This window comes from Sphingomonas sp. ABOLG, from assembly GCF_003950435.1.
Taxonomy (GTDB): domain Bacteria; phylum Pseudomonadota; class Alphaproteobacteria; order Sphingomonadales; family Sphingomonadaceae; genus Sphingomonas; species Sphingomonas panaciterrae.
In genome coordinates this window covers 95221-110610 of the sequence record NZ_QQWW01000010.1, presented here as the reverse complement: position 1 = coordinate 110610, position 15390 = coordinate 95221, and the positions used below count along the sequence as shown (strand labels likewise).

Genomic DNA, 15390 nt, shown 5'->3' with positions numbered 1-15390 from the left:
AACAGAACGTCTAGCTGAGGTTCGGCCGCAGCCAGCGTTCGACCTCATCCTTCGGCCGGCCACGACGCGCGGCATAATCGGCCACCTGGTCCTGCCCGATCTGCGCGACGCCAAAGTAAGCTGCGTCGGGATGGCCGAAGTAGAAGCCGGAGACTGCCGCGGTCGGCAGCATCGCCATGCTTTCGGTCAGCGTGATTCCCGCGACATCGCCCGACCCGTCAGCCAGCATTGCGAACAATTCCGGCTTCAGCGTGTGATCGGGGCAGGCGGGATAGCCCGGCGCCGGGCGGATGCCGCGATATTGCTCACGGATCAGCGCCTCGTTGGTCAGCTGCTCGTCGGGCGCATAGCCCCATAGGGTGGTGCGGACATGCTGGTGCAGCCGCTCGGCAAAGGCCTCGGCAAAACGATCCGCCAGCGCCTTCAGCAGGATGTCGTTGTAGTCGTCGGTATCGGCCTTGAACCGCGCCAGGTGCGGATCGATGCCGTGTATCGCCACCGCGAAACCGCCCATCCAGTCGCCATGCGGATCGATGAAATCGGCGAGGCACATGTTGGCGCGCCCTTCCCGCTTCGCGACCTGCTGGCGAAGGAAGCACAACCGGCGGCTGTCCTCGTTGCTGCGATCGAGGTCAGGCACGCGGATGTGCTCGGGCACGCTGCCGCCATCGGGGGTGCGATGGTCGTCCGAATGGCGATGCTGGACGAACACGTCGTCGCCATGGCGGTGGCACGGCCACAGCCCGACGACGCCGCGCGCGGTGAGCCACTTCTCCGCGATGATCGTGTCGAGCATGGCCTGCGCATCGGCGTAGAGCGAGCGCGCGCTTTCGCCGACGATCGCGTCATCGAGGATCGCGGGGAAATTGCCCGCCAGCTCCCACGAGCGGAAGAAGGGCGTCCAGTCGATCACCTCGCGCAGGTCGGCAAGATCCCAGTCGTCGAACCGGTGCACGCCGGGCTGGAGCGGTGCGGCAGGCTTCAGCGCCATGTCCGCCACGAACGCATTCTCGCGCGCCTTCTCCAGCGACACCAGGTTCGATCCGCTGGCGTTGGCGCGCTTGACGCGCACCTCGTCATATTCGGCCTTCGTCTTGGCGACGAACTCGGTCGATTGCGTGTCGGAGACCAATTGCGTGCACACGCCGACCGCACGGCTGGCGTCGAGCACATGGACCACCGCGCCCTTGTAGGCGGGGTCGATCTTCAGCGCGGTATGGACGCGGCTGGTCGTCGCGCCGCCGATCAGGAGCGGCATCGTCATGCCGGCGCGCTGCATTTCCTCCGCCACCGTCACCATCTCGTCGAGCGAGGGGGTGATGAGGCCGGACAGCCCGATCATGTCGGCATCATGCTCCACCGCCGCCTCGAGGATCCGGGTCCACGGCACCATCACGCCAAGGTCGACGATCTCGAAGCCGTTGCACTGGAGCACCACGCCGACGATGTTCTTGCCGATATCGTGGACGTCGCCCTTCACGGTCGCGAGCACGATCTTGCCCTTGCCCTTCGCCCCCGGCTCCTTCGACGCCTCGATATACGGCAACAGATGCGCCACCGCCTTCTTCATCACGCGGGCCGATTTCACCACCTGCGGCAGGAACATCTTGCCCGATCCGAACAGGTCGCCGACGACGTTCATGCCATCCATCAGCGGGCCTTCGATCACCTCGATCGGCTTTGCCGCCTGCTGCCGCGCCTCCTCGGTATCCTCGACCACGAAGGCGTCGATGCCGCGCACCAGCGCATGCTCCAGCCGCTTGGCGACCGGCCAGCTGCGCCATTCCAGCGCGGCGCTGTCGTCGGCGACGGCGCCCTTCTGCCCGCGGAACCGCTCTGCGATCGCGATCAGCCGCTCGGTCGGCGTCTCGTCCGCCGAGCGCGCCGGACGGTTGAGGATCACATCCTCGCACGCCTCGCGCAATTCGGGGTCGATCTGGTCATAGACGTCGAGCTGGCCGGCGTTGACGATCGCCATGTCGAGGCCCGCGGGAATCGCATGGTAGAGGAACACCGAATGCATCGCGCGGCGCACCGGCTCGTTGCCGCGGAAGCTGAACGACAGGTTGGAGAGCCCGCCCGAGAAATGGACGTGCGGGCAGCTCGCCTTGATGCGCTTCACCGCATTGATGAAATCGACGCCGTAATTGTTGTGCTCCTCGATCCCGGTCGCCACCGCGAACACATTGGGGTCGAAGATGATGTCTTCCGGCGGGAAGCCGATGCCGGTCAGCAGCTTGTAGGCGCGCTGGCAGATCTCGACCTTGCGATCCTCGGTATCGGCCTGCCCCACCTCGTCGAACGCCATGACGACGACGGCGGCGCCATAGGCCATGCACTTCCTGGCCTCGGCGAGGAACTTCTCCTCGCCCTCCTTCATGCTGATCGAATTGACGATCGGCTTGCCCGACACGCATTTCAGGCCAGCCTCGATCACCTCCCATTTGGAACTGTCGATCATCACCGGCACGCGCGCGATGTCCGGTTCGGCCGCGATCCGCTTCAGGAAGGTGGTCATCGCCTCGACCGCGTCGAGCAGGCCCTCGTCCATGTTGACGTCGATGATCTGCGCGCCGTTCTCGACCTGGTTGAGCGCGACGGTGACGGCGGCGTCATAGTCGCCAGCCATGATCAGCTTCTTGAACGCCGCCGATCCGGTGACGTTGGTCCGCTCACCGATGTTGACGAACTGGGTGGAGGAGGTGGGTTGGGAAGCCATGATATCCAGTATTTTCCGTGCGTGCCGGGCGTGCCCGCGACACGGCCGCGCGGGGGCGGCCGGCAACAGGGAAGCCGCGCCTAGGCGGCCATGGTGAACGGTTCGAGCCCGGCGAGCCGCGTGCGCACCGGCGGCACCGGGATCGCCCGCGGGGCCAGACCGCGCACGGCGTCGGCAATCGCCTTGATATGCGCCGGCGTCGAACCGCAGCAGCCGCCCAGCACGTTGACCTGCCCCGCGTCGGCCCATTCCCGGACCAGCCCGGCGGTCGTCTCCGGCGCCTCGTCATAGGCGCCCAGTTCGTTGGGCAGGCCGGCGTTGGGATAGACCATGATCAGCGTGTCGCAGATCTCGCTCAGCGTCTTCACATGCGGGCGAAGCTGCTGCGCGCCGAACGAGCAATTCAGCCCGATCGTCACTGGCTTCGCATGGCGCACGGCGTGCCAGAACGCCTCCACCGTATGGCCCGACAGATTGCGACCCGACAGATCGGTCAGCGTCATCGACAGCATGATCGGCACGTCGCGCCCGATCGCGGCGCCCGCCTCCTGCGCGGCCATCACGCCGGCCTTGGCGTTCAGCGTGTCGAACACCGTCTCGATCAGGACGAAGTCCGCCCCGCCCTCGATCAGCGCATCCGCCTGTTCGCGATAGACCTGCTTCAGATAGTCGAAGTCGATCTCGCGAAAGCCGGGATCGTTGACGTCGGGCGACAGCGACAGCGTCTTGTTGGTCGGCCCGATCGCGCCGGCGACGAAGCGGCGGCGGCCGTCACGCGCGGCATATTCGTCAGCGATACGGCGCGCCATGGCGGCGCTTTCGACGTTGATCTCGCGCACCAGATTCTCGGCGCCATAATCGGCCTGGCTGATGCGATTGGCCGAGAAGGTGTTGGTTTCCGCGATATCGGCCCCCGCCTCGAAATAGGCGCGGTGGATCGATTCGGGCACCTCCGGCTTGGTCAGCGCGAGGATGTCGTTGTTGCCCTTCTGGTCATGGCCAAGGCCAAGCGTGCCGGCATAATCCGCCTCCGACAGCTTCCAGTTCTGGATCTCGGTGCCGAATGCCCCGTCGGTGACGAGGATACGCTCGCGCGCGGCATCGAGCAGGGCTTCGCGGGCGCCCTCGGGCGCAAGACTGGCGTGGCTGGGCATGAAGCGCAGCATATAAAGATATCTTTATATGTTCAAGCCAGGTGGTCAGAGCCTTTCATCAGGCACGATCACGCGGCGGCCGTCGGCGCGTGCGAGCACCTCCACCCCAACCCCATAAGCCGCGGCGAGGTGCGCATGCGTCATCACCCTGTCGGTGGCGCCATGCGCGAGCACGCGGCCGTCCTTCAGCAGCAGCACCTCGTCGGCGATCGCGGCGGCCTGGGTCAGGTCGTGCAGCACGACGACGACGCCCATCCCGCGCGTCGCCGCATCCCGCAGCAGTGCCAGTGTTTCCAGCTGATGGAGTGGATCGAGGCTGGCGAGCGGCTCGTCGGCGAGCAGCCAGCGCGGCTCCCCGGCGAGCACGCGGGCCAGCAAGACGCGGGCACGTTCACCGCCCGACAGGTCGCGCACATGTCGGCCCTCAAGGCCCGTGGTGCGTGTGGCGGTGAGCGCGCGCGCAACGGCGGCGGTGTCGTCGTCGCCGTGCGGCAGGCGGCCAAGCGCCACCAGATCACGCACGCGCATGTTCCAATGCACCACCGCATCCTGGGGCAGATAGCCGATCGTTCGCGCCCGATCGCGCGGCGGCAGCGCGGCGACGTCGACCCCCTCGATGCTCACCGCGCCAGCCTCCACCGGCACCAGCGCGGCGGCGGCGCGCAGCAGCGTGCTCTTGCCCGCGCCGTTGGCGCCCAGCACCACCGTCACCCGCCCGGGCGCGAAGGCAGCGTCGATACCGTGGAGGATGCGCCGCCGCCCGAGCGTGACGGCAAGGTTGCTGGCGATCAGCCCCATGACCGCCCTCGCTCGCCCAGCAGCAAGGCGAGGAAAAACGGCGCACCGATCAGCGCCATGGCGACGCCCAGCCGCACCTCGCCCGCGCCGGGGACGAGCCGGCACAAGGTATCCGCGCCGAGCACCAGCGCCGCGCCGCCCAAGGCGCTCGGCACCAGCAGCGCAGAAGGCCGCGCCCCGACCAGCGGGCGCAACAGATGCGGCACGACCAGCCCGACGAAGCCGATCACGCCAGTCACTGCGACACCAGCGCCGACCGCCAGCCCCGTTCCGGCGATCACCAGCGCCTGCAAGCGCCTGAGGTCCACCCCCAGCGATCGGGCGGCGTCGCTGCCCAGCGTGAGCGCGTCGAGGCTGCGGCCGGTCAGGAGCAGCAACACCGCACCGGCCAGCATGAACGGCGCGGCATGGGCCAGATCGGCGAAGCTGCGATCGGTCAGCGCGCCCATCAGCCAGTCGAGCACCTCCGCCACGAGATAAGGATTGGGCGCGATCGAGATGAGGAAGGCGGTAAGCGCCGCGGCGAGGCTGGCGAGTACCGATCCCGCCAGCACGAAGGCGGCCGGGCTCTCCGCCCGCCAGGTGAGCGCGGCGAGCAACGCCATCGCCCCGATCGCCGCCGCCATCGCCGCGGCGAACACGCCCCATTGGCCCGCCACCCCCAGCACCAGCGCGGCGACCGCCCCCAGCGCCGCGGCGGAGGACACCCCCAGCACGCCGGGGTCGGCGAGCGGGTTGCGCAGCCATCCCTGAAGCACCGCGCCCGACAGGCCGAGCACCGCGCCAAGCACCACCGCCAGCAACGCGCGCGGCAGCCGCAGTTCGGCGATGATCATCCAGCGCGGATCGCCCGACCACCAGGCGTCCAGCGGCACCCACGCCTTGCCCGCCATCAGTGAGCCGGCGAACAGCAAGAGGACGAGCAGCAGCAGCGCGGCGTTCAGCGGCACGCGGCTCATGCGCCAAGGCTCCGGCGGATCGCGGCCAGCCGCTCCAGCGCGGGCGGGATCGTCGGCCCGCCGCAATTGACGAGCGTGCGGGGGAAGGAAGCCTCGCGGGTCGCTGCGCCGCTCGCCGCGAGCAACCGGCGACGCATCGTCGCGGTGCGCCCGCCAGCGTCGGGGGACAGGATCGCCGCGGGTGGATCGGCGATGATCGTCTCCACCGGCAACCGCCCGGTCATCGCCAGGCCGTAATCGGCGGCGGCATCGCGCATCCCGACGTGGCGCATCATCTCATGCAGCAGCGTGCCGTCACTATTGGCAAGGTCGCCGCCGATGAACAGCAAGGCGGACGGGCCGGGCCCGTTCCCACGTGTCGCTGCCAGCGCGTCGGCGATCCGCGCGTCGAGCGCCCCGCCCCGCCCCGCTGCGCCGACAGCGGCGGCGACTTCGGCGATCTGCGCGCGGCTGGCGGCGATCGTCGTGGGGGAATCGAGGTACAGGGTCCGGAGCCCCGCGCGCTCAAACGCCGCGCGGGTCGCCGGCGGCGTGAAGCTGCTCGCGATGACCAGATCGGGCGCGAGCGCGATCACCTCCTCCGCGGTGCCTGCCGTGGCGCGGAACTGGCGCGCCACGTCGAGCGGGAGCGAGGTCGCGCGGGGATCCTGCGAATAATGGCTGATCGCGGCGATCCGCTGCGGCGGCACCAGCGCGAGCAGCAACTGGTCCGCGCACGGGTTAAGCGAGACGATCCCGCCACCCCGCTCGCCGACGCGCGCCGGCGCCGCGCCGGAACAGCCGGCGAGCAACAGCGCAAGGAGCAGGATCAGCCGCATCGATCGTCAGCCTACCGCTCCCGTCCCCGCCCCGTCGCGATCAAAATGAACGCGATGAGGCGGGAACGGGCGCGGTGACGCCTCAGTCCAGCTTCACGCGAAGGCCGCCATAGGCCGCCCGCCCGATCGTGCCGTAATTGGCGACCACGCGGTAATCGGCGTCGAACACATTCTCGACCCGGCCATAGATCGACAGGCGATCATTCAGCGGCAGCTCGGCCCGCAGGTTCGCCAGCGTATAGCCGTCGAGCCGCACCCGATTGGCCGCATCATCGAAACTGTCGCCCACGGTCAGCACGGTCGCGCCCAGCGCCAGCCCGAAGGGGAAGCGATAATCGGCCGAGACGCTGACGCTGTCCGCCGGCCGCCGCGCCAGATCGTTGCCGACCAGCCCCGCGCTGCGGTTCTCGCTGTCGACATGGCTATAGGCCGCGTTGACGGTGAAGCGGTCGACCGGGCGCATCAGCAGCGCGAACTCGGCGCCCTTGGCACGCGTGCGCGCGATGTTGCTGTAGGTGAAGGTCAGCGCGTCGAAATCGATCTGGTTGCGCGTGCGGCGGTTGAAATAGGTCGCGCTGGCAACCAGCCGGCCGCCGATCAGCCGCTGCTCGATCCCTGCGTCCCAGCTCTTCGCGGTTTCCGGGTCGAGCGTCGGCGTGCCGTAGAAGGGCGCATACAGCTGGTACAAGGTCGGCGCCTTGAACCCCTCGGCATAGCTGGCGCGCAGCGTCGTGCCGGTCGGCAGCGTATAGGCGGCATTGGCGGCAAAGGTGGTGCGCTCGCCAAAGGCATCGTCATCGTCGTGGCGCACGCCCCCGGTGATGGCGAGGTCAGCGACGGGCGTCAGGATCACTTCGCCCCACACGCTCGTCGTGCCGCGGCTGAACCGGTCGGTGCCGTCGGCAAGGCGCGTCGTCTCATGCTCCGCCCCCAGCACGACGCGGATCTGGTCGGTCGCCTGCAGATCGCCCTTGTAGGTGTAGCGTTCGCTGCGCCCGCGCGACAGGAACAATGGCGCGGCGCCGACATCGGGATCGTAATTGTCGCGGTCGATATCGGCGATCTGGAACGCCAGCACGTTGCGGAACCGGCCGTCGAGGAAATCGGCGTTCAGCCCGGCATAGCCGTACAATTCCTGTGCCGTGGAATATTCGCGCGTATCGGCAAAGGCGAAGGCGGGCGCGGGAAAACCGTCGAGGTCGGTACGGCTGTCCGCCCAATAGCCACGCAGGTCGAGCCGGATGTTGGGCGCGAACGCCACTTCGACCCGGCCGCTGGCGCCATATTGGCGATAGCCGTCCCGTTCGGTGCCGCGATCATAAGCGGAAATGCCGTCAGTGCGCAGGTACCCGCCGGTGAGCGCACCGGAGACGATCCCGCTGCCGCCCGAAATGCCGCCGCTGGCGAACAGCGTATCCATCGCGCCATATTCGACATTGCCGCGCGCGCGCAGCTGCTGCGTCGGCGCCTGGGTGATCACGTTGACGACACCGCCGATCGCCTGGCTACCCCAGGGCACCGAATTGGGACCGCGCACCACCTCGACCCGCTCGACCGAGGCGGTGAGCAGATTGGCGAAATCGAACGCGCCGCCCGGTGATGAGGGATCGTTGACGCGAACGCCGTCGATCAGCGTCAGCGTCTGGTCCGCCTCCGCGCCCCGGATCCGCACGTAATTGACCGTGCCAACCCCGCCGTTGCGGGTCATCGTCACGCCCGGCGTCGTCTGCAACAGGTCGCTCAGCACCACCGTCTGCCGCTGTTCGATCGTCTCGCGGTCGATGATCGTCACCGCCTGGCCGGTGGTGTCGACATCCTGCGGCACGCCGCTGGCCGTCACCACGATATCGCCGCGCGGCGGCGCTTCCTGCGCCCCCTCCTGTGCGAGCGCGGGCGCGGCGATCAGGGTGGCGGATGCCGCCAGCCATTGGATGGTCTTCATTGTTCTTGCCCCAACAAAAGGGCTGCGGCCGGCGCCTTGCACAGCGCCGTCCGTCAGCCGATCCCTCTTGTCGTTCGCTCGAGGGTTTCGGCCTCGTCCGCCCGGCACACCCCGTCCGCGCGATGGATCGACGTGCGACCGGCAGGTCTCCTGGCTCTCGGTTCACCGTGCCGCCCGGCCTTCCCGGAAGCCTCAAGCTTCCAGTGGCGCGGATGGGCGACACTCGCCGATCACAGTTGCGGGGGCAGCGCGGGATCAGGCCGTTGGCCCTTCCCGACTTCCCTTTTCATCCCGTCTCCGGGAACCGTTCGCGGCCGCGCCCCTAGGATCAGCGGCGGGGGCGGGTCAATATTCGACGCCCTTTTGCGCGTTGAAGCCGGCGTTGAACGGGTGCTTCACCTCGCCGAACTCGGTCACCAGATCGGCGATTTCGACCAGCTCTGCCCGCGCGCCGCGCCCCGTGATGCAGATATGCTTGGTCAGCGGCCGCTCCTTCAGGAACGCCAGCACCTCCGCCGACGGCAGGGTATCGTCGGCGATCACGATGTTGAGTTCGTCGAGGATCACGAAGTCGATCTCGGGATCGAGGATCAGTTCCTTTGCCCGCTCCCAGCCGCGGCGCGCGGCGGCGATGTCGCGCGCGCGATCCTGCGTGTCCCAGGTGAACCCCTCCCCCATGCTTTCGAAGCTGACGAGGTCGGACGGGTGGTCGGTGAAGAAATGGCGCTCGCCGGTTTCCCACGTGCCTTTCACGAACTGCAGGATCGCCACGCGCATCCCCCAGCCGATCGAGCGGATCGCCATGCCGAAGGCGGCGGAGGACTTCCCCTTGCCGTTGCCGGTGTGGACGATCAGCAGCCCGCGCTCGAGCGTGCGGCGCGCCTGCATCTTTTCGCGCGCCACCTTCATGCGGCGCATCCGGTCATTGTGGCGGGCGTGATCGTCGGGTGCGTCGGTCATCCGCGCGCTATCGTCATGTGCCGCGCGGCTGGCAACCGGCGGCTCATTTCGCCGCGGCAGGCGCCTTCTTGTAGGGCACGAAATCGCCGAGCACGACGAAGCCGCGCGGGATGCGCGACGTACGATCGAGCAGCTGGAGCGAATCGGTCCGGCACAATTGCGGGCCGGCCCAGCGGTTCAGCAGCGCGTCGAAATCGTTGAGCTGGTCAGCGCCGGTCTGCGGCTCGTTCAGATACAGGGTGCTGCCGACGCGGTAGATGATCGCTTTCTTGTCGATGATCTGAGTCGACGTGATCGCGGTGGTGCTGATGCAGCGCACCGGCTCCCCGGCGACGCGCCCGGCGAGCGCCTTTTGCAATTGCACCTCCGGCGTGTCGCGCAGGGCTGCGGTGGCGGGAGCGGCCAGCACGGCCGCGGCGAGAAGGGCGGGTGCAAACATATTCATGCGGGAAGGCTGCGCCCGGCTTGCTGAACGCACGCTGACCATCGACAGGCCGGCGGCGGCACGATCAGCAGCGTGCGCAGACCTGTTTCGCCATCGGCGGCACGCCCTCGCCGTCCAGCGTCACCAGCCCGGCGTTCAGGTGAAGGCTGGTGGTCGACAGCCCCAGCATGTCCGCCATGCGCAGCGCCTCGCGGATGACATCGATCAACGGCCGGCCGGCATCGGCATATAGGTCAGGGGAGCACAGGTCGGATTGCATGGCGCGCGCCCTAGCCGCGTCGGCACGGCGCGGGAACCCCGCGGGCGGTAAATACCGCCGGGCGGAACGTTCCACCGGCCAGGCTGCTCGATCGCCCGCACAGCAAAGCCCTCCCCTCACGGATGCGGATGACGGATAACCTGCATTGCACTCGCTCGGGCGCTGCCCCACATAGCCGGGTAACACACCAACGGGGCAACAATGGCTGATCCATATTCGACGCTCGGCGTAGCGCGTGGCGCCTCCGAGGCCGAGATCAAGAAAGCATATCGCAAGCTCGCAAAGGAGCTGCATCCCGACCGTAATCAGGACAATCCCAAGGCGGCGGAACGCTTCAGCCAGGTCACCAATGCCTATGACCTGCTGAGCGACAAGGACAAGCGCGCCCGGTTCGACCGCGGCGAGATCGATGCCGATGGCAATCCCACCTCGCCCTTCGGGGCGGGCTTTGGCGGCGGCGGCTTTGCCGGCGGGCGCTCCGCCGGCGGCGGTTTCCGCAGCGAGGATTTCGGCGGCGCCGAGGGCGTCGACATGTCCGACATCTTCGAAGGGCTGTTCGGCGGCCGCGCCGGCGGGGCTGGCGGCGGCTTTTCCAGCGGCTTCGGCCGGCGGCAGCGCGCCGCGCCGCGCGGCGAGAATGTCGCCTATCGGCTGCGCGTCCCCTTCGTCGATGCCGCCGCGCTGGAGCCGCAGCGGATCACGCTGGCCGATGGCAAGACGATCGACCTGAAACTGCCGCCCGGCGTCGAGACGGGGACTCAGATGCGCCTGTCGGGCAAGGGTGAGCAGGGTCCGGGCGGCGCCGGCGATGCGATCGTCACGATCGACGTCCAGCCGCACCGCTTCTTCACCCGCGATGGCGACGACGTTCGCCTCGACCTGCCGATCACCCTGGCGGAGGCGGTGAACGGCGGCCCGGTCAAGGTGCCGACGGTGCAGAAGCCGGTGATGCTGACCGTGCCCAAGGGATCGTCCTCGGGCCGCACGCTGCGGCTGAAGGGCAAGGGCTTTCACCGCAAGGACGGCACGCGCGGCGATCAGCTCGTCACGCTGATGATCCAGATTCCGGCCGACGATGCCGCGCTCGCCAGCTTCGTCGAGGGCTGGTCCGGCGGCGGGAACCCGCGCGCCGACATGGGCGTCTGACCTTTCTTACAGGATCGGGTCGTACAGCAACGGGGGCGATAGGTTGAGCGAGGAAGCGGGATCACTGACGCCGGAAGATCGCAAGCATCACGGCGCCGCCCGCACCAAGCTCGACCATCAGCTCGCCAAGGTCCGACCCGGCAGCTATGCCTATGAAGTGGTGAAGCGCGCCTGCGTCGGCGTCTACAATGACGGGTTCATCCACGCCGGCAACCTTGCCTATCTGGCGCTGATGACGGTGTTCCCGTTCTTCATCGTCGCCGCCGCCGTGCTCGGCGCGCTGGGGCAGGACCAGGGCACGCGGCAGGCGGTGGAATCCTTCCTCCATGTCCTGCCGCCAGACGTCGCGAGCATCCTTCGCAAGCCGATAGCCGATGTGCTGGCGGCGCGCACCGGCGCCTTGTTGTGGCTGGGCGCATTGATCGGCCTGTGGACGGTGGGCAGCTTCGTCGAGGCGATCCGCGAGATCTTCCGCCGCGCCTATGGCACGCGCAGTTCGCAATCATTGTGGCGCTCGCGCCTTGGCCTCACCTTCGGCATCGTCGTGTCCGTCCTGCTCGCGCTGATCTCCTTCCTGGTGCAGGGCATCCTGACCGCGACGGAACAGTTCATCTACAATCTGCTGCCCTTCGCGCAGGACATTGCCCGCTGGGTCGGGCTCAGCCGCGCGATCCCAGGGGTCGTGATGTTCGGCGCCTTGTGGATGCTGTTCTACTTCGTGACGCCATCCAAATATCGCTATTCGGGCAACCGTGTGTGGCCCGGCGCGCTGTTCACCACCGCCTGGTGGGTGGGCATGACGGCGGGCCTGCCCTTGGTCTTGTCCAACCTTGGCGGCTATGACCTGACCTACGGCAGCCTGGCGGGGGTGGTAGTCATGCTGCTGTTCTTCTATCTGATCGGTCTTGGTCTCGTGTTCGGCGCGCATCTCAACGCGGCGCTGGCGGAACCACCGGAGAACGGGCTAGAGGGGGTCCCCCCGGGTTCGGAAGCAAGGGCAACGACGTGAATGGATTGATGGCGGGCAAGCGTGGGCTCATCATGGGCCTGGCCAATGACAAGTCGCTTGCCTGGGGGATTGCGCAGAAGCTGGCGCAGGCAGGCGCGGACCTTGCCTTTTCCTACCAGGGGGAATCGCTGGCGAAGCGGGTGCGCCCGCTCGCCGAGCAGCTCGGCTCCAGCCGGCTGATCAATTGCGACGTGTCCGACATGGCGGCGCTCGACGCGGCGTTCGATGAACTGGCGCAGGACTGGCCGACGATCGATTTCGTCGTCCATGCGATCGGCTTTTCGGACAAGAACGAGCTGCGCGGCAAATATGTCGACACCAGCCTCGACAACTTCCTGATGACCATGAACATTTCCGCCTACAGCTTCGTCGCGGTGGCCAAGCGGGCGCGCGCGATGATGCCGGAAGGCGGCAGCCTGCTGACGCTGAGTTATTATGGCGCGGAGAAGGTCGTCCCCCATTATAACGTGATGGGCGTGGCGAAGGCGGCGCTGGAAACCAGCGTGAAATATCTCGCCACCGATCTCGGGCCGGAGAACATCCGCGTCAACGCGATCAGCGCCGGGCCGATCAAGACGCTGGCGGCGAGCGGCATCGGCGATCTCCGCTACATCCTGAAGTGGAACGAGCTGAATTCGCCGATGCGTCGCAACGTGACGATCGACGATGTCGGTGGCGCCGGCCTCTACCTCCTGTCTGATCTGGCGAGCGGCGTGACGGGCGAGATCCACCATGTCGACGCCGGCTATAATGTGATCGGCATGAAGGCCGAGGACGCGCCCGACATCGCGCTGTCGTAACGCCGTGACCATCGCGATCCGCCCGGCCGCCGGCGGCGATGTCGCCGCGATCGATGCACTGCTGCGCACCAGCTTCCCCTATCCGGAGGAGGCCGACCTGGTGCGCGACCTGTGCATCGCGGGCGACATGGTGCTGACGCTGATCGCGCATGACGAGGATGCCGACGCGCTGGCCGGCGCGATCGTATTCAGCCGGATGGACGTGACGGTCGCGGGCAAGCAGGTGCCCGCCGTTGCCCTCGCCCCGCTCGCCGTTGCGCCCGCCTACCGCCGGCAGGGCGTGGCGGAGGCGCTGGTCCAGGCAGCGCATGAACAGCTGGAAAGCGCGGGCGTGGTGCTGAGCTTCGTGCTGGGCGATCCCGCCTTCTACAACCGATTCGGCTATGACGCCGCGGTCGCGCGCAATTTCGATTCCCCTTACGCAGGGGACAATTTCATGGCGCTGCCGCTGCAGGGCGGGCTGACGCCGTGCGGCGTGCGCGAGGCGGCGCACCATGCCCCCGCCTTTGCGCGACTGGGGGCGCAATGAGCTTCAACACCTTTGGCCGGATGTTCCGCTTCACCACCTGGGGCGAATCGCACGGGCCGGCGCTGGGCGCGGTGGTCGACGGCTGCCCGCCGGGTATCGGCTTGAGCGAAGCCGATATCCAGCCGTGGCTCGACAAGCGGCGCCCCGGCACCTCGCGCTTCACCACCCAGCGGCGCGAGCCCGATCAGGTCCGTATCCTCTCGGGCGTGTTCGAGGGCCGCACCACCGGCACCCCGATCAGCCTGATGATCGAGAATGTCGACCAGCGGTCGAAGGATTATTCGGAGGTCGCGCTCGCCTATCGTCCGGGTCACGCCGATTACGCCTATGACGCAAAATACGGCTTTCGCGATTATCGCGGCGGTGGGCGGTCCTCGGCGCGCGAGACGGCGGCGCGGGTAGCGGCGGGCGCAGTGGCGCGCGCGGTGATCCCCGGCGTTCGGATCCGCGCCTGGGTCGAGGCGATCGGCGGCGATGCGATCGACCCCGCCGCATTCGATGATGCGCAGATCGATGCCAATCCGTTCTTCTGTCCCGATGCCGCCGCCGCGGCGCGCTGGGAGCAGAAGGTTGATGCCGCGCGCAAGGCGGGCTCCTCGCTCGGTGCGGTGGTGGCGTGCGAGGCAACGGGCGTTCCCGCCGGCTGGGGCGCGCCACTTTATGCCAAGCTCGACAGCGAGCTTGCCGCCGCGATCATGTCGATCAACGCGGTAAAGGGCGTGGAAATCGGTGACGGCTTCGCTGCCGCCGCGCTCTCGGGCGAGGAAAACGCCGATCCGATGCGTCCCGGCGAGGGCGCGCCTCTGTTCCTGGCCAATCATGCGGGCGGCATCGCCGGCGGGATCGCCACCGGCCAGCCGATCCGGGTGCGCGCCGCGTTCAAGCCGACCAGTTCGATCCTCACCCCGGTGGATACGATCAACCGCGAGGGTGAAGCGGCGCAGATCGCCACCCGCGGCCGCCATGATCCATGCGTCGGCATTCGCGGCGTACCGGTGGTGGAGGCGATGGTGGCACTGGTCCTCGCCGACCAGTTCCTGATGCATCGGGGACAAACAGGCGCCGACATCTGAGTTTAGTTTTCAGCACCGACAATGGTCGCCCAACGCCGTTATTCGGCGCCTCCGGGATGAATTGAGCCGAATCCTGCGACGACTCGAAGAACTTTCCGTGATCCCGTGCATTCTACTCTCAGCACTTAAGAACAGCAGGAGAGTATGACATGAAGTATTTTGGCCTCGTTGCCGCTGCTGCGCTTGTCGTCCCCACGGTCGCCGTGGCGCAGACCGCCCCCACCGCGCCGCAGTCGGCGCCGGGCAGCACGACCACGCAGGGTGACACCACCGGCACGACAATGACCGAAGACAGCACGACGACGCCGTCGACCCGAACGCCGACGTCGCCATCGACCACGCAGTCGACGATGGATCCGAATGATCCGACGGGCACGACGACCAGCCCGACCGCTGATCCGTCGACCACCCAACCCACGGTGCCGCCGCGCGGCTAATCGCCCCACGGCGCATTACGGACGGGGCCCGGCAGCAACCCTGCCGGGCCCCAGTCGTTTGGGGCTTCCGCCCTTTGTCTCCCCCTCCCCCGCGAGATCATCGTTCATGCGTCTTGCCGCGACCGTCAGTGTCACGCTGATCGCCCTTTCCACCGCCGCTCTGGCCCAGATGATCGACCCGGCGCGCCAGCATGCTTCCAGCCCGGCCGTCACTGCGCCGCGCACCGCAGCGCTACCGGTCCCCGCGCCACTGCATGGCCAAGCCGCCGGGGAACGCCGCACCCAGCCGCGTTAACCAATAAGTGTTCGATCATCGGACACTGACTCCGATCGCGCACTGAA

Annotated in this window: 15 protein-coding genes and 1 riboswitch; of the genes, 6 read left to right on the top strand and 9 right to left on the bottom strand. The window is 67.9% G+C overall.

Annotated elements, in window-relative coordinates; genetic code table 11:
* Positions 1–10: 10 nt before the first annotated feature.
* The 9 genes from metH to CA236_RS12925 form a co-directional block, all read right to left on the bottom strand.
* Positions 11–2719, bottom strand: coding sequence for a methionine synthase (gene metH / locus CA236_RS12965; protein ID WP_125945916.1), 2709 nt, complete (start codon positions 2717–2719; stop codon positions 11–13).
* Positions 2720–2799: 80 nt separating this feature from the next.
* Positions 2800–3885 (bottom strand): homocysteine S-methyltransferase family protein, encoded by a 1086-nt coding sequence (locus CA236_RS12960; protein ID WP_231621963.1) that lies wholly within the window; start codon positions 3883–3885, stop codon positions 2800–2802.
* A 33-nt stretch (positions 3886–3918) separates the two neighbouring features.
* Positions 3919–4671 carry an ABC transporter ATP-binding protein gene (locus CA236_RS12955; RefSeq protein ID WP_125945915.1) on the bottom strand — a complete coding sequence of 251 codons (753 nt, stop codon included), beginning with the start codon at positions 4669–4671 and terminating at the stop codon, positions 3919–3921.
* Positions 4662–5630 carry an iron ABC transporter permease gene (locus CA236_RS12950; protein ID WP_125945914.1) on the bottom strand — a complete coding sequence of 323 codons (969 nt, stop codon included), beginning with the start codon at positions 5628–5630 and terminating at the stop codon, positions 4662–4664. The genes CA236_RS12955 and CA236_RS12950 overlap by 10 nt, the downstream gene beginning before the upstream one ends.
* Positions 5627–6448: an ABC transporter substrate-binding protein gene (locus CA236_RS12945; RefSeq protein ID WP_125945913.1), complete on the bottom strand. Its 822-nt coding sequence runs from the start codon at positions 6446–6448 to the stop codon at positions 5627–5629. The genes CA236_RS12950 and CA236_RS12945 overlap by 4 nt, the downstream gene beginning before the upstream one ends.
* An 82-nt stretch (positions 6449–6530) precedes the next feature.
* A complete protein-coding gene (locus CA236_RS12940; RefSeq protein WP_125945912.1) occupies positions 6531–8390 on the bottom strand; it encodes a TonB-dependent receptor in 1860 nt (619 codons plus the stop codon).
* 122 nt (positions 8391–8512) lie between these two features.
* Positions 8513–8714: riboswitch (cobalamin riboswitch) on the bottom strand.
* Between the two features lie 21 nt (positions 8715–8735).
* Positions 8736–9350, bottom strand: a complete 615-nt coding sequence (gene cobO / locus CA236_RS12935) for a cob(I)yrinic acid a,c-diamide adenosyltransferase (protein WP_125945911.1) — start codon at positions 9348–9350, stop codon at positions 8736–8738.
* Between the two features lie 43 nt (positions 9351–9393).
* Entirely contained in the window at positions 9394–9795 is a 402-nt protein-coding gene (locus CA236_RS12930) for a hypothetical protein (RefSeq protein WP_125945910.1), read from the bottom strand.
* Positions 9796–9859: 64 nt separating this feature from the next.
* Positions 9860–10054 carry a hypothetical protein gene (locus CA236_RS12925; RefSeq protein ID WP_125945909.1) on the bottom strand — a complete coding sequence of 65 codons (195 nt, stop codon included), beginning with the start codon at positions 10052–10054 and terminating at the stop codon, positions 9860–9862.
* A gap of 201 nt (positions 10055–10255) precedes the next feature.
* Here CA236_RS12925 and CA236_RS12920 point away from each other — a divergent pair, with 201 nt between their 5' ends.
* The 6 genes from CA236_RS12920 (at position 10256) to CA236_RS12895 (ending at position 15048) form a co-directional block, all read left to right on the top strand.
* Entirely contained in the window at positions 10256–11200 is a 945-nt protein-coding gene (locus CA236_RS12920) for a DnaJ C-terminal domain-containing protein (RefSeq protein ID WP_125945908.1), read from the top strand.
* Between the two features lie 43 nt (positions 11201–11243).
* Positions 11244–12209, top strand: coding sequence for a YihY/virulence factor BrkB family protein (locus tag CA236_RS12915; protein ID WP_241212647.1), 966 nt, complete (start codon positions 11244–11246; stop codon positions 12207–12209).
* Between the two features lie 8 nt (positions 12210–12217).
* On the top strand, positions 12218–13009 hold the full coding sequence (fabI, locus tag CA236_RS12910; RefSeq protein ID WP_206430563.1) for an enoyl-ACP reductase FabI: 792 nt from the start codon (positions 12218–12220) through the stop codon (positions 13007–13009).
* 4 nt (positions 13010–13013) lie between these two features.
* On the top strand, positions 13014–13538 hold the full coding sequence (locus tag CA236_RS12905) for an N-acetyltransferase (protein WP_052742560.1): 525 nt from the start codon (positions 13014–13016) through the stop codon (positions 13536–13538).
* On the top strand, positions 13535–14611 hold the full coding sequence (gene aroC / locus CA236_RS12900) for a chorismate synthase (protein ID WP_125945905.1): 1077 nt from the start codon (positions 13535–13537) through the stop codon (positions 14609–14611). Before CA236_RS12905 ends, aroC begins: the two co-directional genes overlap by 4 nt.
* A 149-nt stretch (positions 14612–14760) precedes the next feature.
* Positions 14761–15048, top strand: coding sequence for a hypothetical protein (locus CA236_RS12895; RefSeq protein ID WP_046409785.1), 288 nt, complete (start codon positions 14761–14763; stop codon positions 15046–15048).
* The last annotated feature ends 342 nt before the right edge of the window (positions 15049–15390 follow it).